Source organism: Streptomyces sp. NPDC090077 (assembly GCF_044747545.1).
Classification (GTDB): Bacteria; Actinomycetota; Actinomycetes; order Streptomycetales; family Streptomycetaceae; genus Streptomyces.
On the sequence record NZ_JBIVEG010000010.1, the window covers coordinates 142,182 to 169,177 of the forward strand.

Genomic DNA, 26,996 nt, shown 5'->3' on the forward strand with positions numbered 1-26,996 from the left:
GGCTACAGCGCGGACGTCGGGTCCTCGTTCGGGGCCTGGCCCGCGTAGGCCTCGGCGAGGAGTTGTTCCTCCGTCGCGCCCAGGCGCCAGTAGCCGGTGAAGCGGACCGCGCGGCGGTCGACGGAGCGTTCCTGCACCAGGTGGCGGCGTACGGCGCGGACCGTGCCGGCCTCGCCCGCGAGCCAGGCGTACGGGGCGTCGGCGGCGGGGAGTTCCGTCGCGCGGACCGCCTCCACCACGCGGTCCGCCCGAGCGGTGCCCTTTTCGCGGACGATCCAGGTGATGTCGGCGTCGGCCGCGGTGTGCAGGGTCAGGCGGTCGTCGGCGTGCGGGACCTCGAACCAGGCCTTCACGGCCGTTCCGGCCGGGAGGCGGTCCAGGATCGCGGCCGCGGCCGGCAGGGCCGTCTCGTCGGCGTACATCAGGAAGGTGCCGGTGCCCGCCGGGGGCTGGAAGCGGACGGACTTGTTCTGCGCGACGGCGGGGCCGATCGCCGCGATCCGGCGGCCGGTGACGGCCCGGCCCGCCCAGCGGGAGGCCGGCGAGGCGTCCCCGTGGAGGACGAAGTCGATGTCGACCTCGTCCACTCCGGCGTCCGTGCGCCGCTGGTCGCGCACGGTGTACGAGCGCATCACCGGCCGCTCCTCGTCGGGCATCGCGCGCCACGCCCCGAACCAGGTGTCCTCGTCCGTGGAGGGGAGTTCGGCGTGCTCGGCGTCCCCGACGGGCAGGAAGAGCGAGAGGCTCTGGTCGAAGCCGCCGGAGCGGAAGTCCGCGAGGGACTCGCCGCCGAAGGTCACGCGCAGGAACGAGTGGCCGAGGCGGCGCGTGCGCAGCACTTCCATCGTGAAGAAGCGGAAGTGCGCGGCGGCCCGGTCGGCCTCGGAAGCGGTGGTGGTCATGCGCGGTTCCCCCCTGGGAGTCGGACGGGCGCCGGCGGTGGTCCCCGCCGGGCGGTGGGTGCAGGAACGCCGGGCCCCGGGCGCGTGGCCCGGGACCCGGCGTTCAGGACCGGTGCGTGAGGGTCAGGAGACCTTCTTGGCGTTCTGGATGGTCTTGGCGAGGTCCTCCAGGATCTGCGCGCACTTCTCGTACGAGTAGATCGGCTCGGTGACGCGCGGGGCGACCTGGCCGGCCTTGACGGCGGGCAGCTCGTTCCAGGTCGGCTTGGCCTTCAGGGCCTCCGGCTGCAGGGCCTGGGTGCGGTTGTCGAGCAGGACGACGTCGGCCTTGTACTTGCCGGCGTTCTCCCAGCTGAGGCTCTCGTAGAAGCCCTGCGGGTCCAGCGCGCCCTGGTCCGGGGTGACGAACTCGACGCCCAGGGACTCGAAGTACTTGAGGTCGGCGGAGGTCTTCGGGGTGGAGACGTAGAAGAGCTGGTCGGCGCCGGAGGCGACGAGCACCTTGATGCCCGGGTTGGCCTTGACGGCCTCGCGGACCTTGGCGGTGGCGGCGTCGAAGCGGGCCTTGCCGTCGGCAGCCTTCTTGGAGTTCAGATCGGCGCCGAGGGACTTGGCGAGCTCGGCCGTGCGCTCCAGTGCCTTGTCCATGGAGGCCTTGTCGCCCACGCCGATCGCGGCGGCCGGGGCCAGCTTCAGGATCTTGTCCTTGGAGGCCTCGGGGACGTACCAGAGGGTGCCGTCCCAGGAGTTGGTGGCGAGCAGGTCGGGCTTGAGGGCCGCGTACTTCTCGACGTTGAACTCGTCGTAGACGTTGCCGAGGATCTCGACCTTGGAGATGTCCATCGAGCCGGCCATCGGGTCGGGCTTGCCGTCCGCCAGCTTGGTCGGGCCGAAGACGCCCTTGACCTGCACGCCGTAGTCGTAGAGGGCGGCCGCGGTGCCCGTGTAGGCCACGATGTTCTTCGGCGTGGACTTCGCGGTGGCGTCCTTGTCGAGGTCGTCCTTGAAGCTCCAGGGGCCGGAGGCGGCGGCCGTGCTGCCCTTGTCGCCCCCTGCGTCCTTCGCCTTGTCGCCGCCGCCGCACGCGGTCAGCGCCGCGACGAGGCCGAGGGCGCCGCCGGCGGCGACGAGGCCTCGGCGGGACAGGAGCGTGGTGCTGGGCTTGGGCATGCGAAGTCCGCTTTCGTGCGTGCAGGGGGCGGGCCGGTGGACCCGAGGCCGTTCGTCAGGAAGGTTAGCCTAACCTTGGCCGAAAGGTGTAAGGGGACCCTAATCGCCAGGGTCCCCCCACTCCCCGCACGCGCGGCCGTCCGTCAGCCGGCGAAGCCCAGCTCGCGGGCGATCAGCATGCGCTGGACCTCGCTCGTACCCTCGCCGATCTCCAGGATCTTGGAGTCCCGCCACATGCGGGCGACCGGGTATTCGTTCATGAAGCCGTAGCCGCCGTGGATCTGCGTGGCGTCCCGGGCGTTGTCGACGGCGACCGTCGAGGAGTACAGCTTCGCGATCGCCGCCTCCTTCTTGAAGGGCTCCCCGTGCACCAGCCGGGAGGCCGCGTCGCGCCAGCCGATGCGGGCCATGTGGGCGCGCGTCTCCATGTCGGCCAGCTTGAACTGGATGGCCTGGTTGTCGCCGATCGGCTTCCCGAAGGCCTGCCGCTCCTTGGCGTACTTCACCGACTCGTCGACGCAGCCCTGCGCGAGGCCGGTGGCCAGCGCGGCGATGGCGATGCGGCCCTCGTCGAGGATCCGCAGGAACTGGGCGTAGCCGCGGCCCTCCTCGCCCACCAGGTTCGCCAGCGGCACCCGCACGTCGTCGAAGGAGAGCTCACGGGTGTCCGACGAGTTCCAGCCGACCTTGGAGTACGGCGCGGCCACCGTGAAGCCCGGGGTGCCGGACGGAACGATGATCGAGGAGATCTCCGGACGGCCGTCCGCCTTGCGGCCGGTGACCGCGGTGACGGTGACCAGGCCGGTGATGTCCGTACCGGAGTTGGTGATGAAGCACTTGGAGCCGTTGATCACCCACTCGTCGCCGTCGCGCACGGCGGTGGTGCGGGTGCCGCCCGCGTCGCTGCCCGCGCCGGGCTCGGTCAGGCCGAAGGCGCCGAGCACCTCGCCCGAGCACAGCTTCGGCAGCCACTCCCGCTTCTGCTCCTCGGAGCCGAACAGGTACAGCGGCATGGCGCCCAGGGAGACGCCCGCCTCCAGGGTGATCGCGACCGAGGAGTCGACGCGGGCCAGCTCCTCCAGGGCGATGCCGAGGGCGAGGTAGTCGCCGCCCATGCCGCCGTACTCCTCCGGGAAGGGCAGGCCGAACAGGCCCATGCGGCCCATCTCGCGGACGATCTCGTACGGGAACTCGTGCCGCTCGTACAGGTCGCCGATCTTCGGTGCGACCACGTCGTGCGCGAACGCCTCGACGGTGCGGCGGAGTTCCTCGTGCTCGGGGGTGAGCCGGTGGTCGAGGGACATGGTGTGACTACTCCTTGTGGGAGAGGGCGCGGACGGTACGGGAGGGACTGGGGCGTCCCAGCCGTTCGGCCATCCACACGCTCGTGGCGGTGAGGGCGGCCAGGTCGACCCCGGTCTCGATGCCGAGGCCGTCGAGCATCCACACCAGGTCCTCGGTGGCGAGGTTCCCGGTGGCGCTCTTCGCGTACGGGCAGCCGCCGAGGCCGCCGGCGGAGGTGTCGACCGTGGTCACGCCGTGCTGGAGCGCGGCGAGGGTGTTGGAGAGCGCCTGGCCGTAGGTGTCGTGGAAGTGCACGCCGATCCGGTCGGTCCCGACGCCCGCCTCGTTCAGCGCGGACAGCAGGACCTGCACGTGGCCGGGCGTGGCGACGCCGATGGTGTCGCCGAGGCTCAGCTCGTCGCAGCCGAGGTCGAGCAGGGCCTTGGCGACGGAGACCACCTGGTGGACCGGGACGGCCCCTTCCCAGGGGTCCCCGAAGCACATCGAGAGGTACCCGCGCACGTGCGCCCGCTCCGCCTTGGCACGGGCCACGACGGGCTCGAACATGGCGAGGGACTCGGCGACGGTGCGGTTCAGGTTGCGGGCGGCGAAGGTCTCGGTGGCCGAGCCGAACACCGCGATGCGGGTGGCCCCCAGGGCGAGGGCCCGGTCCAGGCCCCGCTCGTTGGGGACCAGGACCGGGAGCCGCGCCCCGACGTCGGAGAGCAGGGGGAAGAGCTGCTCGGCGTCCGCCAGCTGGGGGACCCACTTGGGGTGGACGAAGCTGGTGGCCTCGATGGTGGAGAGCCCGGCCGCGGCGAGGCGGTGGACGAACTCGGCCTTCACCTCGGTGGGGACGGCCGTCTTCTCGTTCTGCAGTCCGTCGCGCGCGCCGACCTCGTGGATGCGCACGCGCGGCGGGAGCCCGGCGGGGGCCGGGACGGTCATGGGCAGCCCGATCACGCGGACCCCTCCTCTCCGTCGGGGGTGACCACGGCCAGGACCTGGTCCATGGCCACCGTGGTACCGGGGGTGACGTCGAGTTCGGTGACGGTGCCGGCGTGCGGGGCGGAGATGACGTGCTCCATCTTCATCGCCTCGACGACGAGCAGGCTCTGCCCCGCCGCGACCTGGTCGCCGACGGCCACCTTGACGACGGTGACGGTGCCGGGCATGGGGGCGGCGAGGGTGTCGGCGCCCGCCCTGCCGCCGCCGCCGAGGGACGCCGTGACGGGGTCGTGCGTCTGGACGTGCCAGCTGTCGCCGTCGCGGCCGAGCCACACCCCGTCCGGGGAGGCGGCGTGGCTGAAGCGGTGGGTGACCCCGTCCAGTTCGAGGGTGAGGGTGCCGGGCGTGCGGGTCACGGTGCGGGCCAGGGCCGGGCCGCCGTCGTCGGGAGCGGGCAGCAGGAGCTCCTGCTGCGCGCCCCGCTGCCGGGTGCGGACCTCCACCGGGTCCTGCCCCGGGAGGCGGAAGTGGTGCACCGTCCAGGCCGGGGTGCCGCCCAGGCGCCAGCCGTTCGCCGCGTCGAAGGGGTCGGCCCAGCCGGCCGGCTCCGCCTCCGCCGGACGTGCGAGCAGCGCGGCCGCCGCGTACACCTCGGCCGGGACGCCCTCCGGGAGGAGCGACGGCAGGTCCCGCTCCACCAGGCCGGTGTCCATGTCGCCGGAGACCACGTCCGGGTGGGCGAGGAGGCGGCGCAGGAACCCGGCGTTGGTCTGGACGCCCAGGATCACCGTGTCGGCCAGGGCGCCGCGCAGCACGCGGAGCGCGGCCGCACGGTCGGGGCCGTACGCGATGACCTTCGACAGCATCGGGTCGTACGCGGAGCCCACCGGGACGCCCGCCGTCAGCCCGGAGTCGGTGCGCACCGCGCCGCCGTCCGGCTCCGACAGCGCCAGTACGGTGCCGCCGGACGGCAGGAAGCCGCGCGCCGGGTCCTCCGCGCAGACGCGGGCCTCGATCGCGTGCCCGGTCAGCCGGAGCCCGTCCTGGGTGACGGGCAGGACCCCGCCGGCGGCGACCCGCAGCTGCTGCTCCACCAGGTCCAGGCCGGTGACCAGCTCGGTCACCGGGTGCTCCACCTGGAGGCGGGTGTTCATCTCCATGAAGTAGTACGAGGAGGGGTCTCCGCCCGGGACGATGAACTCCACCGTGCCCGCGCCGACGTACCCGCAGGAGCGGGCCGCCTCCACGGCCGCCGCGCCCATCGCCGCGCGGGTCTTCTCGTCCAGCAGGACCGAGGGGGCCTCCTCGATGACCTTCTGGTGGCGCCGCTGGAGGGAGCACTCGCGCTCGCCCAGGTGCACCACGTTCCCGTGGGAGTCGGCCAGCACCTGGATCTCGATGTGCCGGGGCCGGTCGATCCAGCGCTCCACGAGCAGGGTGTCGTCGCCGAAGGAGGACTTCGCCTCGCGGCGGGCGGCCGCGATCTCCTCGGCCAGCACCGCCTCGTCGCGCACCAGCCGCATGCCCTTGCCGCCGCCGCCCGCCGAGGGCTTGAGCAGTACCGGCATGCCGATCTCCGAGGCGGCAGCGGCCAGCTCGGCGTCGGTCAGGCCGCTGCCGGAGGAGCCCGGGACCACCGGGACGCCGGCCGCCCGGACCGTCTCCTTCGCGGTGATCTTGTCGCCCATCAGGGAGATGGCGGAGGCGGGCGGCCCGATGAAGGCCAGCCCGGCCTCGGTGCAGGCCGCCGCGAAGGCCGCGTTCTCGGCGAGGAAGCCGTAGCCGGGGTGGACGGCCTCGGCGCCGGTGCGCCGCGCGGCGTCCAGGAGCCGCTCCACGGACAGGTAGCTCTCGGCGGCGGCCGCCGGGCCGATCCGGACGGCCGTGTCGGCCTCCCGTACGTGGCGGGCGTCGGCGTCGGCGTCGCTGAAGACGGCGACGGAGCGGATGCCGAGCTGCCGCAGGGTGCGGATGACGCGTACCGCGATCTCGCCGCGGTTGGCGACCAGAACAGTGCTGAACATCGAAGAGGTCCTCACGTCGCTCACGTCACATACGGAAGATGCCGAAGCCCGAGTCGCCCAGGGGGGCGTTCGCGCACGCGGTCAGGGCCAGTCCCAGCACCTGCCGGGTCTCCATCGGGTCGATGACCCCGTCGTCCCACAGCCGCGCGGTGGCGTAGTAGGCGTTGCCCTGCTCCTCGTACTGCGCGCGGACCGGGGCCTTGAAGGCCTCCTCGTCCTCGGCCGGCCACTCCTGGCCCGCGCCCTCGATCTGGTCCCGCTTGACGGTCGCCAGCACCGAGGCGGCCTGCTCGCCGCCCATCACCGAGATCTTGGCGTTGGGCCACATCCACAGGAAGCGCGGGGAGTACGCCCGGCCGCACATCGAGTAGTTGCCCGCGCCGTAGCTGCCGCCGACGACCACGGTCAGCTTCGGGACCCGGGCGCAGGCCACCGCCGTGACCATCTTCGCGCCGTGCTTGGCGATGCCGCCGGCCTCGTAGTCGCGGCCGACCATGAAGCCGGAGATGTTCTGGAGGAAGAGGAGCGGGATGCCGCGCTGGTCGCACAGCTCGATGAAGTGGGCGCCCTTCTGCGCGGACTCGGCGAACAGGATGCCGTTGTTCGCGATGATGCCGACCGGGTGGCCGTGGATCCGGGCGAAGCCGGTGACCAGGGTCTGCCCGAACTCGGACTTGAACTCCTGGAAGCGGGAGCCGTCCACGACGCGGGCGATGATCTCGCGGGCGTCGTAGGGGGTGCGGGAGTCGACGGGGACCGCGCCGTACAGGCCGGACGGGTCCACCTTCGGCTCCTCCGGGGCCTCGACCGACCAGGGCAGGGCCCCGCGCTCGGGCAGGGTCGCCACGATGTTCCGTACGATCCGCAGCGCGTGCGCGTCGTCCTCCGCGAGGTGGTCGGTGACGCCGGAGACCCGGGAGTGGACCTCGCCGCCGCCGAGCTCCTCGGCCGTGACCACCTCACCGGTCGCGGCCTTCACCAGCGGCGGGCCGCCGAGGAAGATCGTGCCCTGGTTGCGGACGATGACGGCCTCGTCGCTCATGGCCGGGACGTACGCCCCGCCCGCCGTGCAGGAGCCGAGGACGGCGGCGATCTGCGGGATGCCGGCCCCGGACATGCGGGCCTGGTTGTAGAAGATCCGGCCGAAGTGCTCCCGGTCGGGGAAGACCTCGTCCTGCATGGGGAGGAAGGCGCCGCCGGAGTCGACCAGGTAGAGGCAGGGGAGACGGTTCTCCAGGGCCACCTCCTGGGCGCGGAGGTGCTTCTTCACGGTCATCGGGTAGTACGTGCCGCCCTTGACGGTGGCGTCGTTGGCGACGATCACGCACTCGCGCCCGCTGACCCGGCCGATGCCCGCGATCACCCCGGCGGCGGGGGCGGAGCCCCCGTACATGCCCTCGGCGGCCAGCGGGGCCAGCTCCAGGAAGGGCGAGCCCGGGTCGAGGAGGGCGTCCACGCGGTCGCGGGGGAGCAGCTTCCCGCGCGCGGTGTGGCGGGCGCGGGCCTTCTCGCCGCCGCCGAGGCGGGCCGCGTCGAGCCGGGCGCGCAGGCCGTCGGCGAGTTCGCGGTGGGCGGCCTCATTGGTCCGCCAGGCCTCGGACGCCGGGTCCGCGGCGCTCGTCAGCACTGGTGCCTGCTGCATCGGTCGAGCTCCCTTGCTCGTGCATGCTGTGTTAATGACCGTTAACGCGTTTGGGTTTTAGGTTAACGAGCGCTAACCGCCCTGTCTAGAATGGATTCCCATGAGCACCAGAGCGGCCACCCCGACCCGTCGCGAGCAGATCCTCAGTGAGGCCGCTCGTCTTTTCGCGGAGCGCGGCTTCCACGGCGTCGGCGTGGACGAGATAGGGGCGGCGGTCGGCATCAGCGGCCCCGGCCTCTACCGGCACTTCGCCGGCAAGGACGCCATGCTCGCCGAGCTGCTCGTCGGCATCAGCGAGCGGCTGCTCACCGGCGGCCGGCGGCGCGTCGAGGAGGAGGCGGGGGACCCCGCGGCGATCCTCGCCTCCCTGGTCGAGGGCCACATCGACTTCGCCCTGGACGACCGGGCGCTGATCACCCTGCACGACCGCGAGCTCGACCGGCTGCGGGAGGCCGACCGCAAGCTCGTGCGCCAGCTCCAGCGGCAGTACGTCGAGCTGTGGGTGGAGGTCGTACGGGAGCTGCACCCCGAGGTCGGCGAGGCGGAGGTCCGGGTGGCCGTGCACGCCGTCTTCGGCCTGCTGAACTCCACCCCCCACCTGGCCGCGCCCGGCCGCGAGGCCACCGAATCCCTGCTGCGCAGGCTGGCGCACGGAGCCTTCGGAGCGCTGTCGGGGTGAGGCGCGGCTGGAGGCCCACTTGGCGGAACGGACGCCTCCGGGCGGGCGGCGGCAGAATGGGCCGCATGCCGAAGCCGATAGAGACGCCCGTACCCAGCCGCGCCGAACTCGTCGACCACCTGGTCCGCACGCGGATCGCGGGGCAGGTGGCCACCCCGCGCGAGAACAACCTCTCCCACTACCGCAAACTCGCCAACGGCGACCGGCACTACTGGCTCGGCCTCGAACTGGGCGACCGCTGGGCCGACGAGCAGGACGTGCTGGCCGTGATGGCCGAACGCGTCGGCGTCGTCGACGACCCGGCCCACCGGGCCGGCCAGGACACCATCGACCCGGAACTGACCGTCGCGGGCCTGGACCGGATGGCGGCGCGGCTGCACAAGGCCGCCCTGGACCGGCACAGCGTGCTGTTCGCCACCGGCCACCCGGGCGGCCTGCTCGACGTCCACCGCGCCACCGCCGACGCGCTGCGCGCCGCCGGCTGCGAGATCGTCCGCATCCCGTCCGGCCTGGTCGCCGACGAGGGCTCGGTCTGGCAGTTCGCCGACGTGGCCATGCTGGAGCGCGGCGCGACCCTGTGGCACACCCACTCCCCGGCCCCGATGGCCGCCATCCTCGACGGCCTCGCGGCGGAGGGCCGCCCGCAGCCGGACCTGGTCGTCGCCGACCACGGCTGGGCGGGCTGCGCGGCGCAGCGCGGGCTGGACGCGGTGGGGTACGCGGACTGCAACGACCCGGCGCTGTTCCTCGGCGAGGCGGAGGGCACCCTCCAGGTCGCCGTCCCGCTGGACGACCACGTCCGCGACCCGCGCTACTACGACCCGATGGTCGCGTACCTCTTGTCGGCGGCGGGCCTGCGGTAGCCCTGGCCGGGCGGTAACGGGGCAGGCCGGCCCGCAGGGCCGGGGCCCCTGTTCCGGTCCCGGCAGGGGGGTCGGTGGTCGCCGGTACGGTCATGGGCATGGTCGATGTGCCGAACCCGTTGTCCGTGCTCGACGCCCCCGGCGGGTTTCCCGGGCTGCCGTCCGGTGGGCTGATCACCCGCGGCGTGCGGCGCGGACCGTTGCGGCGGGTGCGGCACGAGCCGCTGATGTGGCTCTCCGACGGGCCGGTGGACGCGCCCGCCGCCGGGTACCCGGCCCCCGCCGGGCTGCTCCCCGTACTGCTGCACGACCGGCCGCACCTGGAGGAGTGGTGGCACGGCGGGACACTCGACCCCCGGCACTCCTCGGACCCGGACGGACACCGGGCCGGGCAGGTGCTGCGGGAGTTCTGGGCCCAGGTCGTCCCCGACCCCGAGGAGGGCGCCGAGGGCGAGGAGCTCATCGCCCCCTTCGGCCGCTCCTGGCCGGGCCTCGCCCCGCCGGGCACCCCGGCGGCGGAGCCCGCGGCGGCCGCCGCCGCGCTCGGCGGCGAGCTGCTCGCCCAGGGGTGGTTCGGCCGCCCCCGGCTGGCGCTCGTGCCCGCCCGGCGCGGGGCCGACGTACCCGCCGTGCTCGGCTGGGCCGGCCCGCTGCTCACCGCGGAGACCGACACCGCCCGCGTCAGCGCCGTCCTGCGCTCCTGGGAGGACCGCTTCGGCGCCCGGGTCCTCGCCATCGGCTACGACCGGCTCGACCTGTCCGTGGCGGCCCCGCCGCGGTCGCTCGCCGAGGCCCTCCCGGTGGCCGCCGAGCACTTCGCGTTCTGCCCCGACTACGTCTGGCAGGGCTCCGGCACGGTCCGCGACTACGCCGCGGAGGCGCTGGTCGGCGCGGCCCACTGGTCGTTCTGGTGGGACTGACGGCGGGGAGGTGCCTCAGCCGGCGCGGGGGCCGTTCCTGACCGGCCGGGTGTGGATCTTCGACAGGCAGGCCGGCAGGGCCGCGTCCGCCTCGTGGTCGCGGGCCCGGTACGCGCTCGGGCTCTCGCCCACCAGCTCCGTGAACCGCGCGCTGAAGGACCCCAGCGAGGTGCAGCCCACCGCGAAACAGACCTCCGTCACCGACTGGTCGCCCCGCCGCAGCAGCGCCTTGGCCCGCTCGATCCGGCGCGTCATCAGGTAGCTGTACGGGGTCTCCCCGTAGGCGGCGCGGAAACTGCGCGAGAAGTGCCCCGCCGACATCAGCGCGACCTGCGCCAGCGCGGCGACGTCGAGGGGCTCCGCGTAGTTGCGGTCCATCAGGTCGCGGGCCCGGCGCAGCCGGGCGAGGTCCTCCAGGTTCACCCGTTCAGCCTTGCACAGCTCCGGGCGGTACCGAAGGTTCCGCGGGCGGCGGGGTGGGGGTCGGGTCCAGGTAGACGCGGCGCACCGCCGGCCACCGCTCCCGCAGCTGGTCCTCCGCGTCCTCGCAGGCCGCCTCCACCTGCCGGGCCGACGCCAGGTCGTGGAAGTCCACCTTCGCCGCGATCAGCACCTCGTCCGGCCCCTGCACGAGGGTGGTCAGCTCCAGCACGGCTTCGATGTGCAGGACCGACAGCAGCTCCTCGCGCACCTCCGCCCGCATCGGCTCCGGCAGCGGCCGCCCGATCAGGTACTGCGCGTTCGAGCGGCCCAGCTCCCAGGCCACCGCCACCAGCAGCGCCCCGATCAGCAGCGAGGCCACCCCGTCGTAGACGCCGGACCCGGTCAGCTGCGCCCCGAGCAGTCCGCCCGCCGCCAGCGCGAGGCCGACCAGCGCCGCGGCGTTCTCCAGCAGGACCGCCTTCACCGCCGTGTCCGGGGTGTGCTTCACGTACAGGCCCAGCGGGGCCCGCATCCGCGCCGCCTCGCCCGTCACCTGCCGCCAGGCGACCAGCAGCGAGTACCCCTCCAGGACGAACGCGACGGCGAGGACGGCGTACGAGAACACCGGGTCGCCCGGATCCTCCCCGTGCACCAGGGTGTGGATCCCGTCGTAGAAGGCGAAGACCGCGCCGCCCGCGAACGTGGCGATGGAGGCGAGCAGCGCCCAGATGTAGCGCTCGGGCCCGTACCCGAGCGGGTGCGCCTCGTCGGCGGGCCGGGCGCTGCGCTTCAGGGAGGTCAGCAGCAGCACCTCGGTGACCGTGTCGGCCACCGAGTGCGCGGCCTCGGACAGCATCGCGCTGGACCCGCTGACGATCCCGGCGACGGCCTTCGCGGCGGCGATGGCCAGGTTGGTGACCACGGCGACGACCACCGTGGCGACGCTCTCGGACCCCGCCCCTTCGGTTTCGACCGGCATGGGGCGACGGTACGTCGGCTCAGCCGCGCGGGACGCGCACGACACCTTCCTGGATCACGGTGACGGCCAGGCGGCCGTCCTGGGTCCAGATGCGGGCCTGGCCCAGGCCCCGGCCGGCGGACGCCGAGGGGGACTCCTGGTCGTAGAGGAGCCATTCGTCGGCGCGGAAGGGCCGGTGGAACCACATGGCGTGGTCCAGGGAGGCGCCGACCACGTCGCCGACGGCCCAGCCGCCCCGGCCGTGCGCGAGCAGCACCGAGTCGAGCAGGGTCATGTCGGACACGTAGGTGGCCAGGCAGATGTGCAGCAGCGGGTCGGCCGCGAGCTTGCCCTGGGTGCGGAACCAGACCTGGGAGCGCGGCTCCAGCGGTGCGCCGACCGATCCCCACGGCGGGGTGGTCGCGTACCGCAGGTCCACCGCGCCGCGCGCCTCCAGCAGCCGTTCGACGGTGCCCGGGTCGCGGAAGGTCCCGCGGTACGCGGGCAGTGCCTCGGCGGCCGTCGGCAGGGTCTCGGGGTCCGGTGCGTCCGGCATCGCGGCCTGGTGTTCCATCCCCTCCTCGTACGTCTGGAAGGACGCGGAGAGGTGGAAGATCGGCTGTCCGTGCTGGACGGCGACCACGCGGCGGGTGGTGAAGGACCGCCCGTCGCGGATCCGGTCCACGGAGTACACGATCGGCGCACCGGAGTCGCCGGTGCGCAGGAAGTACGAGTGGAGCGAGTGCGGCGGCCGGTCCGCGGGCACCGTGCGGCCGGCCGCGACCAGTGCCTGGGCCGCGACCTGGCCGCCGAACACGCGCGGCACCAGGGAGGTGCGGCTCGTGCCGCGGAAGATGTTCTCCTCGATCTGCTCCAGGTCGAGCAGATCGAGGAGGTCCGCCAGTGCCTCGTTCAAGGGGACTTACAGACCCATCGACTTGGCGATGATCGACTTCATGATCTCGCTGGTGCCGCCGTAGATGCGGTTGACGCGGTTGTCGGCGTACAGGCGGGCGATCGGGTACTCGTTCATGTAGCCGTAGCCGCCGTGCAGCTGGAGGCAGCGGTCGATGACGCGGTGCGCGACCTCGGTGCAGAAGAGCTTCGCGGAGGCGGCCTCGGCCGGGGTCAGCTCGCCGGCGTCCAGGGCCTCCAGGGCGCGGTCGGCGACGGCCTGGGCCGCGTCCACCTCGGCCTGGCAGGCGGCCAGCTCGAACTTGGTGTTCTGGAAGTGCGCGACGGGCTTGCCGAAGACGGTGCGGTCCGTGACGTACTGCTGGGCGAACCGGACGGCCGCGGCGGCCTGGGCGTACGCGCCGAAGGCGATGCCCCAGCGCTCGGAGGCGAGGTTGTGGCCGAGGTAGTAGAAGCCCTTGCCCTCCTCGCCGAGCAGGTCCTCGACGGGGACCTTGACGTCGACGAAGGCCAGCTCGGCGGTGTCGGAGGTCTTCAGGCCCAGCTTGTCGAGCTTGCGGCCGATCGAGTAGCCCTCGGACTTGGTGTCCACGGCGAAGAGGGAGATGCCGAAGCGGCGGTCCTCGGCCGAGGGGGCGGAGGTGCGGGCGCAGACGATCACGCGGTCGGCGTGCACGCCGCCGGTGATGAAGGTCTTGGAGCCGTTGAGGACGTAGTGGGTGCCGTCCTCGGAGAGCTTGGCGGTGGTCTTCATGCCCGCGACGTCGGAGCCGGTGCCCGGCTCGGTCATGGCGAGGGCCCACATCTCCTCACCGGAGACGAACTTCGGGAGGAAACGCTTCTTCTGCTCGTCGGTGGCGAGCATCTTGATGTAGGGCAGGGCGAGCAGCACGTGCACGCCGGAGCCGCCGAAGTTGACGCCCGCGCGGGAGGTCTCTTCGTAGAGGACGGCCTCGAACTTGTGGGTGTCCAGGCCCGCGCCGCCGAACTCCTCGGGCACGTTGATGCCGAAGACGCCCAGCTCGCCGAGCTTGTAGTAGAAGTCGCGCGGCGCCTGGCCGGCCTGGAACCACTCGTCGTAGACGGGGACGACCTCGGCCTCGATGAAGGCGCGGAGGGTCTCGCGGAACGCCTCGTGGTCCTCGTTGAAAACGGTACGGCGCACGGCCGACTCCTCTCGGTGGCGGCGCGACGCCGCTTATGCCTAAGCGCTTGCTCAGATTAAGTTACCGGCGAGTTGTCGTCCGTGTCCAGAGCGGGCGGCCGGCCGTCAGTACGAGAACGCCATCGGCCGGTCGGGGTCCTCGTCGTCGCCGCCGATCCGGCGGGGCGTGGCCAGGTCGGAAGGGGTGACCGCGGGCGGGCCCGCCATCACGGACGCCGCCATGAGCCGGACCTCGACCACGGCGAGGAAGGCGTACAGCAGGGCGAACACGGCGATCGAGGCGATCACCTCGCCCTGGGACACGTTCGGGGAGACCCCGTCCGCGGTCCGCAGGACGCCGTAGACCGCCCAGGGCTGGCGGCCCATCTCGGTGAAGATCCAGCCCCAGGAGCAGGCGATCACGGGGAAGGCCAGCGTCCACACGGCCGCGCGCCAGTACCACCGGGTCAGCCGGGACCCCAGGCTCCGGCGGCGGGTCAGGACCAGGTGCGGCACCTCGTCCGCGGCGGTCCGCAGCCCCGGGGCGAGCAGGAACCTGCGGCGGGTCAGCCAGAGCCCCGCGGCGCCGACGGCCAGCGAGGCCATGCCGAAGCCGATCATCCAGCGGAAGCCCCAGAACGCCACCGGGATGTCGGGCCGGTAGTCGCCCGGACCGTACTTCTCCTGCTCGGCGGCCTGGGTGTCGTTGATGCCCGGCACGTACGCGGTGAAGTTCCCCGCCGCGAGGTAGGACAGCAGGCCCGGGATCGACCACTCCACCCGGTTGTGCCCCTCGGAGACGTCGCCGATGGCGAACACCGAGAACGGCGCGGACGTCTGGCCCTCCCAGAGCGCCTCGGCGGCCGCCATCTTCATCGGCTGCTGCCGGAACATCACCTTGCCGAGGGTGTCCCCGCTGAAGGCCACCAGCACCCCGGCCAGCGTCAGCGTCACCAGGCCCAGCCGCAGGGAGGAGCGCATCACCGGCACGTGCCGCCCGCGCCGCAGGTGCAGCGCGGAGATCCCGGCCATGAAGGCCCCGCCGACCAGGAACGCGGCGGAGAGCGTGTGGTAGACGACGACCAGCGTGGTCTCCTGGGTCAGGACCAGCCAGAAGTCCGTCAGCTCGGCCCGGCCGCGCTCCCCGTTCATGCGGTAGCCGACCGGGTGCTGCATCCAGGAGTTGGCGGCCAGGATGAAGTACGCGGACAGGATGCTGCCGATCGCCACCATCCAGATGCAGGCCAGGTGGATCCGCTTCGGCAGCCGGTCCCAGCCGAAGATCCACAGGCCGATGAAGGTCGACTCGAAGAAGAAGGCGATCAGCGCCTCGAACGCCAGCGGGGCCCCGAAGACGTCCCCCACGAACCGCGAGTAGGCGGACCAGTTCATGCCGAACTGGAACTCCAGCACGATCCCGGTGACGACGCCCACCGCCACGTTGATCAGGAGCAGCCGCCCCCAGAACTTCGTGGCGGCGAGGTACCTCTCCTTCCCCGTGCGCACCCATGCCGTCTGGAGCACGGCGACCAGGGTCGCGAGGGAGATCGTGAGCGGGACGAAGAAGAAGTGGTAGACGGTCGTCATGCCGAACTGCCACCGGGCCAGGGTGTCGAAGGCCACCGCCAGGTCCATCGGGATCCTCCTCGTCGCGCGCCCGGTCCGCGGCCGGTCCGCGCCCGGGTCCGCAGGGGCCACTCTCGCCCGGCGCGCGCGCCCCGCCCGGCAGCGCCGGTCCGACGGCCCGCGATGTACGCCGGACGGCCGACGCGTCGGAGGTCCGCCGCCGCTCAGGCCGCGTCCGGGTACCCGGCCAGCGCCTCCAGCGTGAGGTGGATCCCGGCCCGCAGCGCCGCGTCCCGGCGGCCCGGGTACGCGGCCCGGTGCTCCGCTTCGAGCCCGCGGGCCGCCCGCAGCAGCTGCCCAGGGTCCTCGCCGCGCAGCGCCGCGTCCAGCGCCGAGGCCGTCGCCCCGACGAGCGGGGCCGCCGCGCGCACCGCCCCGTCGGGCCCGCCGGCGGACCGGGCCGCCAGCTCCCGGGTGAGGAAGTACAGGGCCGGCGCGGTCCGCGCGGCCAGCCGCAGCCGCGGGCGCAGGGCGTCGGCGCCCGCGGCGGGGGAGCGCCGGGGCGGCAGCAGGAGTAGCCGCCGCGCCCGCTGGTCCAGCGCGGCGGACAGTTCGTAGGGGCGGTGCCACAGCGCGAAGGCCGCCGCGGGGGCCTGGCCGGTCGGCCCCGTGGGACGCCCGGCGGCGGCCAGGGCGGCGGTCCGCCCGAGCCGGTCGCGGAGACCGGTGCGGTAGGCCTCCAGGCCGTCCGCGGCCGCGCGGTACGGGTCGGGCGGCCACAGCAGCGGGGCGAGGAGCGCCACGACCGCGATGCCGACCGCGCTCTCCCACAGCCGGGCCAGCGGGTACCCGGGCACCGGCGTCGCGTAGACCACCAGGGCGGTGATCAGCACCTGCTGGTTGGGGGAGCCGCCCTGGCGCAGCAGGTACATCCCGGCGCAGCCGGCCACCAGGAGGACCAGGAACGACACGGTGCCGGGCGGCAGCCAGTGCAGCACCAGCACGCTCACCCCGACCCCCACCGCCACGCCGACCAGCCGCTCCCACGCCAGCCGGGGCGCCGAGAACAGGTCCCCGCGCAGGATCAGGACGGCGGGCAGCGCGGCGGGCACCGGGACCGTGCTCGTCCCGAGCCACAGGCACACGAACCAGGAGAGGGCCGCGCACACCGCCATCCGGGCGGCCGGCGCCAGCTGCTCCCCGAGGGCGGCGCGGCTCCACGCCGGTACGGACATGCCGGACATGCGGCACATCGTAGGGTCCGCGCCCCCAGGGCGCGGCCTAGGAGAGGCGGCGCAGGGCGAACCACAGCTCCATCCGGGTGTCCGGGTCGTCGAGGTCCCGGTCCAGGAGCTCCGCGCAGCGGGCGACGCGCTGGCGGACCGTGTTCCGGTGCACACCGAGGGCCGCGGCGCTGCGGTCCCAGCCGCCGTGGTGGGCCAGCCAGCCGCGCAGGGTGTCCCGCAGGGCGGGGGACAGGGGTGCCAGCAGGGCCTCGGCGTGGGCCCGCGCCTCGGCTTCGCCGACCAGGCCCGCGAAGCCCGGGTCCGCGTGCCGGGCCAGCGGGGTCCGCGCCGCCTCGGCGCGGGCGAGGGCGCGGCGGGCCTGTGCGGCGGCGGTGGCCAGGGCGCCGGGTGCGGCCGGGGCGCTGACGCCGAGCCGCCACCCGGGCCGGGGGGCGGGCTCGCGGTCGGTGAGCAGGCGTACGCCGTCCCCGCCCGGGTCCAGCAGTACGGTGCCCAGCGCGGCGGCGAGGGCCTGCGGGTCGCCGCCGCCCCGGGCGTGGACCGCGTACCAGGGCCCGGGGGCGAGGGCTGCGGCCGGATCCCCGTCCAGCAGCAGCCGGGTCAGGGCCGCCGCCTCGTCCCCGGCGGGGCGCTCCGCGGTGACCAGGGCCAGCAGTACGGCGGCGATGGAGGCGATGGTGTGGTCGCCGGGGGTCCGCCCCGGGGTGGCCAGGGCCAGCACCCGCCCGCCGCCGACGGCGTACGCGGCCAGGCCCGTGCCGCCGAGCGCGTCGGTGGCGGTGGCCGCGGCCCCCGGGGCCACCCGCCGCGCCAGCGCGGCCACCGCGTCGAGCACCTCCGCCGCAGGCGCACCCCCGGCGGAGGCGACGGGGCCCCGCGCGGCCCGGGCGCCCCCGGCGCCCCCGGCGGCGCCGACGCCGGGCCGGCCGGGACCGGCCGCCCCCGACGCCCCGGCCACCCCGGCGGCGCCCCGCCCGCCTGCGGCGGCTCCGGCCGGGCCGGTTCCCGCGGCGCCCCCGGCCGCGTCGGCCGCCGTCCCGGGAGCCGTCCCGGCGGCGCCCCGGCCGCCCCCGGCAGCCGACCCGGCCCCGGCCTGGTCCGCGTCGAGCAGGGCCGCCCAGCCGCCCAGGATCGCCGCCAGGCGGGACAGCAGGGCCGGGACCGGGTCCGGGCGGGCCGCGGCCGCCGCCAGGGCCTGCTGCGCCTCCGCCACCCGGCGGAGCTCCCGCGTGCGCGCCTCCGCCATCAGTCGCCCGACGCTGCGGGCGACCGCCGTGAACGGGGTCCCCGGCGGGACCTCGACGAGCGGGAGCCCGTACGCCTCGCACGCCTCGGCCAGGCCGGGCGGCACCACCTCGTGCACCGGGGTCACTCCGAAGCCGAGCGCGGCGGCCCCGGCGCGCGCGAGCCGGCCGACGTACGCGGCGGCCCCGGCCCCCGTCAGCCCGGAGCCGGCCGTCAGCAGCAGCTCGCCGCCCAGCAGGTACGGGGACGGGTCGGCCATCTCGGAGGCGTGCACCCCGTGCAGCTCCGCCGCCGCCGGCCCGGCCAGGTGCCGCAGCCCGAGCCCGCGTTCACCGAGCAGCCCCGCGAGCCCCACGGACGGGGTCATCGGCTCCCCGGCGGGCGCCGCCGCCGGACCGCTGCCGGGGTTCGGGGGGACCGGGACGTCGGCGGTCATGGATGCTCCGTACATTTCAGTGCTGCCAGATGTATGAAACGTACTCTCCCCACCCCCGCGCGGCACGCTTACGCTCGAAGGACCGCACCCGCAGGACCACCAGAAGGGCACCCCCCATGAGCACGCAGCCGCGCGGCCCCGTCGACTCCTCCCGCATCCCGCGCTACGCGGGCCCGGCGACCTTCGCCCGCCTGCCCCGCCTCGACGAGGTCGGCTCCGCCGACGTCGCCGTCGTCGGCGTGCCCTTCGACTCCGGCGTCTCCTACCGCCCCGGCGCCCGCTTCGGCGGCAACGCCATCCGCGAGGCCTCCCGCCTGCTGCGCCCGTACAACCCGGCCCAGGACGCCTCCCCGTTCGCCCTCGCCCAGGTCGCGGACGCCGGTGACATCGCGGTGAACCCCTTCAACATCAACGAGGCCGTCGAGACGGTCGAGGCCGCCGCCGACGAGCTCCTCGGCAACGGCTCCCGCCTGATGACCCTCGGCGGCGACCACACCATCGCGCTGCCCCTGCTGCGCTCGGTCGCCAAGAAGCACGGCCCCGTCGCCCTGCTGCACTTCGACGCCCACCTCGACACCTGGGACACCTACTTCGGCGCCGAGTACACCCACGGCACCCCGTTCCGCCGCGCCGTCGAGGAGGGCATCCTCGACACCGAGGCGCTGTCCCACGTCGGCACCCGCGGCCCGCTGTACGGCAAGCAGGACCTCGACGACGACGCCAAGATGGGCTTCGGCATCGTGACCTCGGCGGACGTCTACCGCCGCGGCGCCGACGAGGTCGCCGACCAGCTGCGCCAGCGCATCGGCGACCGCCCGCTGTACATCTCCATCGACATCGACGTGCTCGACCCGGCCCACGCGCCCGGCACCGGCACGCCGGAGGCGGGCGGCATGACCTCCCGCGAGCTGCTGGAGATCATCCGCGGCCTGTCGTCCTGCAACCTGGTTTCGGCCGACGTCGTCGAGGTCGCCCCGGCGTACGATCACGCGGAGATCACCTCGGTCGCGGCCTCGCACACCGCGTACGAGCTGACCACGATCATGAGCCGTCAGATCGCGGCCTCCCGCCAGGGCTGAACCCCCGGCACGGCGGCGGAGACGGTGCGGCAGCCGAGCACGAAGGGCACCACACACCCGTGACGCACGACCACGACCTGGTACTCCGTCCCACCGAGGCCCAGACGGCGGCCGCCCTGGCGCCGCCGCCGGGCCGCACGGGCGGGGACCTGGTCGTGGAGACGCTGCGCGGCCTCGGCGCCACCACCGTCTTCGGCCTGCCGGGCCAGCACGCGCTGGGCCTCTTCGACGCGGTCGGCCGCTCCGACCTGCGCCTGGTCACCCTGCGCACGGAGAACAACGCCGGCTTCGCCGCCGACGCGTACGGCCGGCTCACGGGCGAGGCGGTACCGCTCCTGCTGTCCACCGGGCCCGGGGCGCTGATGTCCCTGCCCGCCCTCGCGGAGGCGGCGGCCGCCTCCGCCCCCGTCCTCGCGATCTCCTCCCAGGTCCCCACGGCGGGCCTGGGCGGGGGCCGCCGTGGCCACCTGCACGAGCTGCGGGACCAGTCGGCGTCCTTCCGCGACGTGGTGAAGTCCGTCCACACCGCCCGCACCCCGTCCCAGGTCCCCTCCGTGGTCGCCGAGGCCTGGGAATCGGCGCTGACCGCCCCGCACGGCCCGGTCTGGGTGGAGATCCCCGAGGACGTACTGCGCGCCGAGACGCTGATCCCCGAGGTCACCGGCATGGACGCGACCCCGCACGAGCTGGCCCCGCGCCCGGAGCTCACCGCGCTGGCCGCGCACTGGCTCTCGAAGGCCGAACGCCCCGTGATCATCGCGGGCGGCGGGGTGGTCCGCGCCGACGCCGCCGGCAAGCTGCGGCAGCTCGCGGAGCGGCTGAACGCCCCCGTGGTCACCACCTTCGGCGGCAAGGGCGCCTTCCCCTGGACCCACCCGCTGTCGCTGCGCTCCTGGCTGGAGGACCGCCACACGACGGACTTCCTGGAGGACGCGGACGTCCTCCTGGTCGTCGGCTCCGGCCTCGGCGAGCTGTCCTCGAACTACCACACCTTCTTCCCCACCGGCCGGGTCGTCCAGATCGAGGCCGACCTCGGCAAGCTGGAGTCCAACCACCCCGCCCTCGGCATCCACGCCGACGCCCGCCTCGCCCTCCAGGCGCTCCTGGAGACGGTCGAACCCCGCGAGGACGACGGGGCCCCCGAACGGGTCCGCGCGCTCCTCGCCGCGGTCGAGGACCGCCTCGCCCCGCAGGACCTCACCCTCGAACGGGACCTCCTGACCGCGATCCGGCAGGCCCTCCCGCCCCGCTCCCCGTCCTTCTGGGACATGACGATCCTGGCCTACTGGGCCTGGTCGGCGTTCGACCCGAAGCACCCGAACACCATGCACTCGGCCCAGGGCGCGGGCGGCCTCGGCTACGCCTTCCCGGCGGCCCTGGGCGCGGCGGTCGCCGAGCCCGGCACCCCGGTCCTCGCGGTCTCCGGCGACGGCGGCGCCATGTACTCCCTCGCGGAGCTGGCCACCGCGAGGGAACACGACCTGGACGTCACCTGGCTGATCGTCGACGACGGGGGCTACGGCATCCTGCGCGAGTACATGGAGGCCTCCTTCGACGGCCGCACCACCGCCACCGAGCTGACCCGCCCCGACTTCACCGCCCTGGCGGCCTCCTTCGGCGTCCCGGCCTCCACCACCACCCCGGACACCCTCCGCGAGGACCTGACCCGCGCCCTGAAGACCCCGGGCCCCTCGGTCCTCGTCCTCCCGGCCACCCTCAGGATGTTCGCCCCGACGCACCTCTGAGCGCCGTTGCGTGCTCCCCGTCCCCGTTCCTATGCTTCATATGGAACGGGGATAGGAGGCATATATGTCCAACCTCTACATGGAAGTCGACGACGAGGCCCTCGCCGAGGCGGCGGCCATACTCGGCACGAAGTCGAAGAAGGACACCGTCAACGCGGCCCTCCACGAGGTCGCCCGCAGGCGCAAGCGCCTCGAAGCGCTGGAGCGGCTCGTGGAGATGGGCGACCGGGGCGACTTCGACGTCCTCCTCGACAAGGCCGACTACCGTCGATGAGCCCGGTCACGTATCTGATCGACACTTCCGCGGTGGTGCGGGTCCTGACCAACGAGGACGTGCGCAAGGCCTGGCGCGACCACCTCGCCGAGGGGGTCATCGGCATCTGCGAGGTGACCGAGCTGGAGATCCTCTTCTCGGCCAGGTCGCTCCCCGACCGTCTGGAGAAGGAAGCGCTGCTGGGCGAGCTCTTCAACTGGACGCCCGTGCCCGAGAGCGTCTACATCCGGGCCCGCGCGGTGCAGCGCCTGCTCACCGGCCGGGGCGAGCACCGCAGCGCCGGCCCGGTCGACCTGCTCGTCGCGGCGACCGCCGAACTCACCGGCCTCACCCTGCTGCACTACGACAAGGACTTCGACGCGATCGCGCGGGTGACGGGCCAGCCCGCCCGCTGGGTGGCCCGCCCGGGCGAGGCCTAGAGGATCACTCGGCCTTCAGTCGCGCCCCGGTCCATTCCAGGGCCGGGGGGATCTCGCGGTTCCAGGTGTTGAAGTTGTGGCCGCCGCGGTCGAGGGTGATCGACGAGACGTGCGCCGGGTTCTTCACCGCCTTGACGAACTGCTGCGTCGGCTTGAGGTTGCTCTCGCCCTGGAGCGAGGTGGTGACCAGGAAGGACGCGTTCGGCTGGGGGCGGTTGGCCAGGTGCCACAGCAGGTCGGAGCGCCGCTCCTCGTCCTTGTTCCCGTGGAAGAGGTCGCCGGAGTCCGCGTCGACCTCCGGCCTGTAGTCCGCCGAGAGGCCGACGCCGGCCGCGTACGTCTCCGGGTGCTGGAGGGTCATCTTCAGGGCGCAGTAGCCGCCCGTCGAGTCCCCGATGATCGCCCAGTTCCGGGCGGCGGTGCCCACCCGGTAGTGGCTCGCGACGGTCTTGGGGACGTCCGTGCCGAAGAAGGTCTCGCTCTGCGGGCCGCCGCCCGGGACGTCGATGCACTGGCTGTTGGTCGGGCCGACCACCGGCCGCATCATCACCAGGATCATCGGCTGCGCCTTCTTCTGCCGGGCCAGGTTCCACGCCGTCTTCGGGTACCGCAGCCCCTTCAGCAGGTTCTCCGCGGTGCCCGGGTAGCCCGTCAGGACCACGGCCGCCGGGAACCGGCGCCGTTCGGAGCCCTTCTGGAAGTACTCCGGCGGCAGGTACACGTACGCCTGGGCCGCCACCCCCGACCGCTGCCCGTGCAGGGTCACCTTCTCGATCGCCCCGCCCGACCGCGGGTCGCCACCGCCCGGCACGTCCGGCGCCTGCCGCCCCAGCACCTGCACGGCCGCCCCGCCCGCCACCGCCTCCTGGCGCGGCGCCCCGGAGGCCAGGTCCTGCCACGAGCCGTAGATCAGGAAGCTGCGGTTCGCCGTCAGCGCGACCGAGGAGAACAGGAGCACCTGGACCAGGAGCAGCAGCCCCAGGCGCCCCAGGACCGGCCGCGCGCCCCCGCCCGCCAGCCGCGGCCACAGCCGCACCGTCGCCGCGAACGCCAGCACCGTGCACAGCACGGCGCCCGCCAGGAGCGTGCCACTCGTCAGACCCATGAACCGGCGAACCCTTCCAAGGTGCCCAGAGCACCGCCAACCGGTGCGCACCCGGCTAGAGCGCCCCCGGGGCGCATCGGTTGCCTGCCCGGCCCCGGTTCCGGTCGCCCGGACGGACGTGGCCCCCGGGCCCGGCCCGGACACCGGTGCGATTGTTGCAGTGGGATGAAATCCGCCGGTGGGGGCGTTGGGGGAGGCGGCAGGACAGGACCGAAGGGGAGGCACCCACGTGACGGCGGCGGCGCAAGCTGGGGAGAAACAGAGCTGGGGCAGGCGGCTGGCCGCCTACACCTGGCGGTACAAGGCCAACGTGCTCCTCGCGCTCGGGTCCTCGCTGGCGGGCATGGCCGTCATGGCCCTCGTCCCCCTCGTCACCCGGGTCATCCTCGACGACGTCATCGGCGACGAGAGCAAGCCCATGGCCCCCTGGGCCGGCCTGCTCGTGGGCGCCGCCGTGCTGGTCTACGTACTGACCTACATCCGCAGGTACTACGGCGGGCGCCTCGCCCTCGACGTGCAGCACGACCTGCGCACGGACATGTACGACACCATCGCCCGCCTCGACGGCCGCCGGCAGGACGAGCTGTCCACCGGACAGGTCGTCGGCCGGGCCACGAGCGACCTCCAGCTGATCCAGGGCCTGCTCTTCATGCTGCCCATGACCATCGGGAACTTCCTGCTCTTCGGGATATCCCTCGGCGTCATGCTGTGGCTGTCCCCGCTGCTGACCCTCGTCGCGCTGCTGATGGCCCCCGCCCTCTGGGCCATCGCCAAGCGCAGCCGCAAGAAGCTCTTCCCCGCCACCTGGTACGCCCAGCAGCAGGCCGCGGCCGTCGCCTCCGTCGTCGACGGAGCGGTGACCGGCGTACGCGTCGTCAAGGGCTTCGGGCAGGAGGAGCAGGAGACCGGCAAGCTCCGCGAGGCCGGCCGCCGGCTCTTCGGCGGGCGGATGCGCGCCATCCGGCTGAACTCCCGCTACACCCCCGCCCTCCAGGCCGTCCCCGCCCTCGCCCAGGTCGCCATGCTGGCCCTCGGCGGCTGGATGGCCACCCGCGGACAGGTCACCCTCGGCACCTTCGTCGCCTTCTCCACCTACCTCGCCCAGCTCGTCGGCCCCGTCCGCATGCTCGCCATGGTCCTCACCGTCGCCCAGCAGGCCCGCGCCGGCACGGAGCGGGTCTTCGAGCTCATCGACACCGAGCCGGAGATCCGCGAGGGGACGCGGGAGCTCCCCGCGGACGCGCCCGCCACCGTCGAGTTCGAGGACGTCCGCTTCGGGTACGCGCCCGGCCGCCCCGTCCTCGACGGGTTCTCCCTGGCCCTCGCCGAGGGCGAGACCGTCGCCCTCGTCGGCGCCTCCGGCAGCGGCAAGTCCACCGTCTCCCTGCTCCTGCCGCGCTTCTACGACGCCGACCACGGCACCGTCCGCGTCGGCGGCCACGACGTGCGCGAGCTGACCTACGACTCGCTGCGCGGCGCGATCGGCCTGGTGCCCGAGGACTCGTTCCTCTTCTCCGACACCATCCGCGCCAACATCGCCTACGGACGCCCCGGCGCCTCCGAGGAGGAGGTCCGCGCCGCCGCCCGCGCGGCCCAGGCGGAAGGATTCATCGAGGCCCTCCCCGCCGGCTACGACACCAAGGTCGGCGAGCAGGGCCTGACCCTCTCCGGCGGCCAGCGCCAGCGCGTCGCGCTCGCCCGCGCCATCCTCACCGACCCGCGCCTGCTGCTCCTGGACGACGCCACCTCGGCCGTCGACGCCCGCGTCGAGCACGAGATCCACGAGGCGCTGCGGGCCGTCATGGCCGGCCGCACCACCCTGCTGATCGCCCACCGCCGCTCCACCCTCGCGCTCGCCGACCGGATTGCCGTGATGGAGCACGGGCGGCTCGCCGACATCGGCACGCACGAGGAGCTGGAGCGCCGCTCCCCGCTGTACCGGCGGCTGCTCACCGACCCCGAGGTGCTCGGGGCGCACTCGCCGCGCACCCCGGACGCGCCGTCCATGGCGGAGTTCGAGCGGGACCTGGAGAAGGACATCGAGCTCGAGGCGGAGATCGACTCCGAGCCGGTGAACGCCAAGCGGCGCGTCGCCGACGGGGTCACCCCGGAGCTGTGGCGGCGCCAGGAGCAGGAGGCCGAGGCCGACCCGGCGCCGGGCGCCACCCCCGAACTGCTGGCGCAGGTGGCCGCGCTGCCGCCCGCCGACGACGAGCCCGCGGTGGACGAGGCCCGGTCCGCGTCCGCCGAGGAGAGCTACGGCCTGCGCCGGCTGCTGGCCGGCTTCTGGGCCCCGCTCGCCGTCAGCCTCGGCCTGGTCGCCGCCGACGCGGGCGCCGGGCTGCTGCTGCCCGTCCTGATCCGCAACGGCATCGACCAGGGCGTGGAGAAGGCCGCCCTGGGCGCGGTGTGGACGGCGGCCCTGCTGGCCCTCGTGGTGGTCCTCGGCCAGTGGGCCGCGCAGTTCGCCGAGACCCGGATGACCGGGCGCACCGGCGAGCGCGTGCTCTACTCCCTCCGCGTCAAGATCTTCGCGCAGCTCCAGCGCCTCGGCCTGGACTACTACGAGCGCGAGCTCACCGGCAAGATCATGACCCGGATGACCACCGACGTGGACTCCCTGTCGAGCTTCCTGCAGACCGGGCTCGTCACCGCCGTGGTCTCCGTGCTGACCTTCTTCGGCATCCTGGTCGCCCTGCTCGTCCTCGACGTCGAGCTCGCGCTGATCGTCTTCGCCACCCTGCCCGTGCTGGTCATCGGCACGATCGTGTTCCGCCGCAGGTCGGTCGCCGCGTACGAGCTCGCCCGCGATCGGGTCAGCCTCGTCAACGCCGACCTCCAGGAGTCCGTGGCCGGCCTCCGGCTGGTGCAGGCCTTCCGCCGACAGGACGCGGGCCGGGCCCGGTTCGCCGAGCGGAGCGACGCGTACCGCGAGGCGCGGGTGCGCGGCCAGTGGCTGATATCGGTCTACTTCCCCTTCGTGCAGCTGCTGTCCTCGGGCGCGGCGGCGGCCGTGCTGATCGTCGGCGCGGGCCGGGTCGAGGCGGCCACCCTCACCACTGGCGCGCTGGTGGCGTACCTGCTCTACATCGACCTGTTCTTCGCCCCGGTCCAGCAGCTCTCCCAGGTCTTCGACGGCTACCAGCAGGCCACCGTCTCCCTCGGCCGGATCCAGGACCTGCTGCGCGAGCCCACCACGACCCCCCGCCCGGCCGACCCCCGCGAGGTCACCGCGCTGCGCGGCGAGATCGCCTTCGAGGGCGTGCGGTTCCGGTACGGCACCGCCGAGGAGCGCGGCGGCAAGGGCGACGCGCTGGCCGGAATCAGCCTGCGGATACCCGCCGGGCAGACCGTCGCCTTCGTCGGCGAGACGGGGGCGGGCAAGTCCACGCTGGTCAAGATGGTCGCCCGGTTCTACGACCCGACCGCCGGCCGGGTCACCGCCGACGGCACCGACCTGCGGGAGCTGGACCTGACGGCGTACCGCCACCGGCTCGGGGTCGTCCCCCAGGAGCCGTACCTCTTCCCGGGGACGGTCCGCGACGCCATCGCCTACGGCCGGCCCGGGGCGAGCGACGCCGAGGTGGAGGCCGCCGCCCGCGCGGTCGGCGCCCACGACATGATCGCCACCCTCGACGGCGGCTACCTGCACGCCGTCTCCGAGCGCGGCCGCAACCTCTCGGCGGGCCAGCGCCAGCTGATCGCGCTGGCCCGCGCCGAGCTGGTCGACCCGGACGTGCTGCTGCTCGACGAGGCCACCGCGGCCCTGGACCTGGCCACCGAGGCCCAGGTCAACCAGGCCACCGAGCGACTCGCCGGCAAGCGCACCACCCTCGTGGTGGCCCACCGGCTGACCACGGCGGCCCGCGCCGACCGGGTCGTGGTCATGGACCGGGGCCGGGTGGTCGAGGACGGCAGCCACGCGGAACTGCTGGCCCGCGGCGGGCGGTACGCGGTGCTGTGGCGGACCTTCGCCGGCGAGGACGAGGCGGCGAAGGCCGCGTAGCC

General features: G+C 74.0%; 22 protein-coding genes. 8 read left to right on the forward strand and 14 right to left on the reverse strand.

What is annotated here, in order from left to right; translation table 11 throughout:
* Positions 1-2: 2 nt before the first annotated feature.
* The 6 genes from ACIPW5_RS19085 to ACIPW5_RS19110 all read right to left on the reverse strand — a co-directional run bounded on the left by ACIPW5_RS19085 (position 3) and on the right by ACIPW5_RS19110 (position 7,970).
* Complete coding sequence (locus ACIPW5_RS19085) at positions 3-902, reverse strand: siderophore-interacting protein (protein ID WP_401246032.1); 900 nt, start codon at positions 900-902, stop codon at positions 3-5.
* A gap of 123 nt (positions 903-1,025) precedes the next feature.
* Positions 1,026-2,072: an ABC transporter substrate-binding protein gene (locus ACIPW5_RS19090; protein ID WP_401246034.1), complete on the reverse strand. Its 1,047-nt coding sequence runs from the start codon at positions 2,070-2,072 to the stop codon at positions 1,026-1,028.
* Between the two features lie 143 nt (positions 2,073-2,215).
* On the reverse strand, positions 2,216-3,376 hold the full coding sequence (locus tag ACIPW5_RS19095) for an acyl-CoA dehydrogenase family protein (RefSeq protein ID WP_401246036.1): 1,161 nt from the start codon (positions 3,374-3,376) through the stop codon (positions 2,216-2,218).
* 7 nt (positions 3,377-3,383) lie between these two features.
* Positions 3,384-4,304, reverse strand: a complete 921-nt coding sequence (locus ACIPW5_RS19100) for a hydroxymethylglutaryl-CoA lyase (RefSeq protein WP_401246205.1) — start codon at positions 4,302-4,304, stop codon at positions 3,384-3,386.
* Positions 4,305-4,315: 11 nt separating this feature from the next.
* Complete coding sequence (locus tag ACIPW5_RS19105; protein WP_401246038.1) at positions 4,316-6,328, reverse strand: biotin carboxylase N-terminal domain-containing protein; 2,013 nt, start codon at positions 6,326-6,328, stop codon at positions 4,316-4,318.
* A 25-nt stretch (positions 6,329-6,353) separates the two neighbouring features.
* Positions 6,354-7,970 carry a carboxyl transferase domain-containing protein gene (locus ACIPW5_RS19110; protein WP_401246040.1) on the reverse strand — a complete coding sequence of 539 codons (1,617 nt, stop codon included), beginning with the start codon at positions 7,968-7,970 and terminating at the stop codon, positions 6,354-6,356.
* Positions 7,971-8,070: 100 nt separating this feature from the next.
* Here ACIPW5_RS19110 and ACIPW5_RS19115 point away from each other — a divergent pair, with 100 nt between their 5' ends.
* The 3 genes from ACIPW5_RS19115 (at position 8,071) to ACIPW5_RS19125 (ending at position 10,432) form a co-directional block, all read left to right on the forward strand.
* Positions 8,071-8,649, forward strand: coding sequence for a TetR/AcrR family transcriptional regulator (locus ACIPW5_RS19115; protein ID WP_401246042.1), 579 nt, complete (start codon positions 8,071-8,073; stop codon positions 8,647-8,649).
* Positions 8,650-8,705: 56 nt separating this feature from the next.
* Complete coding sequence (locus ACIPW5_RS19120) at positions 8,706-9,512, forward strand: phosphatase (RefSeq protein WP_401246044.1); 807 nt, start codon at positions 8,706-8,708, stop codon at positions 9,510-9,512.
* A gap of 98 nt (positions 9,513-9,610) precedes the next feature.
* On the forward strand, positions 9,611-10,432 hold the full coding sequence (locus ACIPW5_RS19125) for a DUF4253 domain-containing protein (protein ID WP_401246046.1): 822 nt from the start codon (positions 9,611-9,613) through the stop codon (positions 10,430-10,432).
* Between the two features lie 15 nt (positions 10,433-10,447).
* Here ACIPW5_RS19125 and ACIPW5_RS19130 read toward each other — a convergent pair whose 3' ends face one another.
* From ACIPW5_RS19130 to ACIPW5_RS19160, 7 genes are all read right to left on the reverse strand, one after another.
* Positions 10,448-10,855 (reverse strand): helix-turn-helix domain-containing protein, encoded by a 408-nt coding sequence (locus ACIPW5_RS19130; protein ID WP_401246048.1) that lies wholly within the window; start codon positions 10,853-10,855, stop codon positions 10,448-10,450.
* 4 nt (positions 10,856-10,859) lie between these two features.
* Positions 10,860-11,834 carry a cation diffusion facilitator family transporter gene (locus ACIPW5_RS19135; RefSeq protein WP_401246050.1) on the reverse strand — a complete coding sequence of 325 codons (975 nt, stop codon included), beginning with the start codon at positions 11,832-11,834 and terminating at the stop codon, positions 10,860-10,862.
* A gap of 19 nt (positions 11,835-11,853) precedes the next feature.
* Positions 11,854-12,729 (reverse strand): acyl-CoA thioesterase, encoded by an 876-nt coding sequence (locus ACIPW5_RS19140; RefSeq protein ID WP_401246052.1) that lies wholly within the window; start codon positions 12,727-12,729, stop codon positions 11,854-11,856.
* A gap of 6 nt (positions 12,730-12,735) precedes the next feature.
* Positions 12,736-13,893 carry an acyl-CoA dehydrogenase family protein gene (locus ACIPW5_RS19145; RefSeq protein WP_401246053.1) on the reverse strand — a complete coding sequence of 386 codons (1,158 nt, stop codon included), beginning with the start codon at positions 13,891-13,893 and terminating at the stop codon, positions 12,736-12,738.
* Positions 13,894-13,998: 105 nt separating this feature from the next.
* Entirely contained in the window at positions 13,999-15,507 is a 1,509-nt protein-coding gene (locus tag ACIPW5_RS19150; protein ID WP_401246055.1) for a cytochrome ubiquinol oxidase subunit I, read from the reverse strand.
* A 155-nt stretch (positions 15,508-15,662) separates the two neighbouring features.
* Positions 15,663-16,682: an FUSC family protein gene (locus ACIPW5_RS19155; RefSeq protein ID WP_401246056.1), complete on the reverse strand. Its 1,020-nt coding sequence runs from the start codon at positions 16,680-16,682 to the stop codon at positions 15,663-15,665.
* Positions 16,683-16,719: 37 nt separating this feature from the next.
* A complete protein-coding gene (locus ACIPW5_RS19160; RefSeq protein ID WP_401246058.1) occupies positions 16,720-18,366 on the reverse strand; it encodes a helix-turn-helix domain-containing protein in 1,647 nt (548 codons plus the stop codon).
* A gap of 116 nt (positions 18,367-18,482) precedes the next feature.
* Here ACIPW5_RS19160 and speB point away from each other — a divergent pair, with 116 nt between their 5' ends.
* The 4 genes from speB to ACIPW5_RS19180 all read left to right on the forward strand — a co-directional run bounded on the left by speB (position 18,483) and on the right by ACIPW5_RS19180 (position 21,883).
* Positions 18,483-19,445 carry an agmatinase gene (speB, locus tag ACIPW5_RS19165; protein ID WP_007264163.1) on the forward strand — a complete coding sequence of 321 codons (963 nt, stop codon included), beginning with the start codon at positions 18,483-18,485 and terminating at the stop codon, positions 19,443-19,445.
* Between the two features lie 59 nt (positions 19,446-19,504).
* Positions 19,505-21,190: a thiamine pyrophosphate-binding protein gene (locus ACIPW5_RS19170; RefSeq protein ID WP_401246060.1), complete on the forward strand. Its 1,686-nt coding sequence runs from the start codon at positions 19,505-19,507 to the stop codon at positions 21,188-21,190.
* Positions 21,191-21,254: 64 nt separating this feature from the next.
* Positions 21,255-21,464 (forward strand): type II toxin-antitoxin system VapB family antitoxin, encoded by a 210-nt coding sequence (locus tag ACIPW5_RS19175; protein ID WP_401246062.1) that lies wholly within the window; start codon positions 21,255-21,257, stop codon positions 21,462-21,464.
* A complete protein-coding gene (locus ACIPW5_RS19180) occupies positions 21,461-21,883 on the forward strand; it encodes a PIN domain nuclease (RefSeq protein WP_401246064.1) in 423 nt (140 codons plus the stop codon). Before ACIPW5_RS19175 ends, ACIPW5_RS19180 begins: the two co-directional genes overlap by 4 nt.
* Before the next feature lie 4 nt (positions 21,884-21,887).
* Here the strand turns inward: ACIPW5_RS19180 and ACIPW5_RS19185 are convergent, their stop codons facing one another.
* The gene (locus tag ACIPW5_RS19185) at positions 21,888-22,988 is read right to left on the reverse strand and encodes an alpha/beta hydrolase (protein ID WP_401246066.1); all 1,101 of its coding nucleotides are present in this window, start codon (positions 22,986-22,988) and stop codon (positions 21,888-21,890) included.
* Between the two features lie 229 nt (positions 22,989-23,217).
* On the opposite strand from ACIPW5_RS19185, the gene ACIPW5_RS19190 reads away from it, so the two are divergent.
* On the forward strand, positions 23,218-26,994 hold the full coding sequence (locus ACIPW5_RS19190) for an ABC transporter ATP-binding protein (protein WP_401246067.1): 3,777 nt from the start codon (positions 23,218-23,220) through the stop codon (positions 26,992-26,994).
* Positions 26,995-26,996: the final 2 nt, after the last annotated feature.

What these genes read in the sequence shown, in the direction of transcription:
- ACIPW5_RS19085 (WP_401246032.1), bottom strand. Translation starts at nt 902, where the DNA reads ATGACCACCACCGCTTCCGAGGCCGACCGGGCCGCCGCGCACTTCCGC.
- ACIPW5_RS19090 (WP_401246034.1), bottom strand. Translation starts at nt 2,072, where the DNA reads ATGCCCAAGCCCAGCACCACGCTCCTGTCCCGCCGAGGCCTCGTCGCC.
- ACIPW5_RS19095 (WP_401246036.1), bottom strand. Translation starts at nt 3,376, where the DNA reads ATGTCCCTCGACCACCGGCTCACCCCCGAGCACGAGGAACTCCGCCGC.
- ACIPW5_RS19100 (WP_401246205.1), bottom strand. Translation starts at nt 4,304, where the DNA reads ATGACCGTCCCGGCCCCCGCCGGGCTCCCGCCGCGCGTGCGCATCCAC.
- ACIPW5_RS19105 (WP_401246038.1), bottom strand. Translation starts at nt 6,328, where the DNA reads ATGTTCAGCACTGTTCTGGTCGCCAACCGCGGCGAGATCGCGGTACGC.
- ACIPW5_RS19110 (WP_401246040.1), bottom strand. Translation starts at nt 7,970, where the DNA reads ATGCAGCAGGCACCAGTGCTGACGAGCGCCGCGGACCCGGCGTCCGAG.
- ACIPW5_RS19115 (WP_401246042.1), top strand. Translation starts at nt 8,071, where the DNA reads ATGAGCACCAGAGCGGCCACCCCGACCCGTCGCGAGCAGATCCTCAGT.
- ACIPW5_RS19120 (WP_401246044.1), top strand. Translation starts at nt 8,706, where the DNA reads ATGGGCCGCATGCCGAAGCCGATAGAGACGCCCGTACCCAGCCGCGCC.
- ACIPW5_RS19125 (WP_401246046.1), top strand. Translation starts at nt 9,611, where the DNA reads ATGGTCGATGTGCCGAACCCGTTGTCCGTGCTCGACGCCCCCGGCGGG.
- ACIPW5_RS19135 (WP_401246050.1), bottom strand. Translation starts at nt 11,834, where the DNA reads ATGCCGGTCGAAACCGAAGGGGCGGGGTCCGAGAGCGTCGCCACGGTG.
- ACIPW5_RS19150 (WP_401246055.1), bottom strand. Translation starts at nt 15,507, where the DNA reads ATGGACCTGGCGGTGGCCTTCGACACCCTGGCCCGGTGGCAGTTCGGC.
- ACIPW5_RS19155 (WP_401246056.1), bottom strand. Translation starts at nt 16,682, where the DNA reads ATGTCCGGCATGTCCGTACCGGCGTGGAGCCGCGCCGCCCTCGGGGAG.
- ACIPW5_RS19160 (WP_401246058.1), bottom strand. Translation starts at nt 18,366, where the DNA reads ATGACCGCCGACGTCCCGGTCCCCCCGAACCCCGGCAGCGGTCCGGCG.
- speB (WP_007264163.1), top strand. Translation starts at nt 18,483, where the DNA reads ATGAGCACGCAGCCGCGCGGCCCCGTCGACTCCTCCCGCATCCCGCGC.
- ACIPW5_RS19175 (WP_401246062.1), top strand. Translation starts at nt 21,255, where the DNA reads ATGTCCAACCTCTACATGGAAGTCGACGACGAGGCCCTCGCCGAGGCG.
- ACIPW5_RS19180 (WP_401246064.1), top strand. Translation starts at nt 21,461, where the DNA reads ATGAGCCCGGTCACGTATCTGATCGACACTTCCGCGGTGGTGCGGGTC.
- ACIPW5_RS19185 (WP_401246066.1), bottom strand. Translation starts at nt 22,988, where the DNA reads ATGGGTCTGACGAGTGGCACGCTCCTGGCGGGCGCCGTGCTGTGCACG.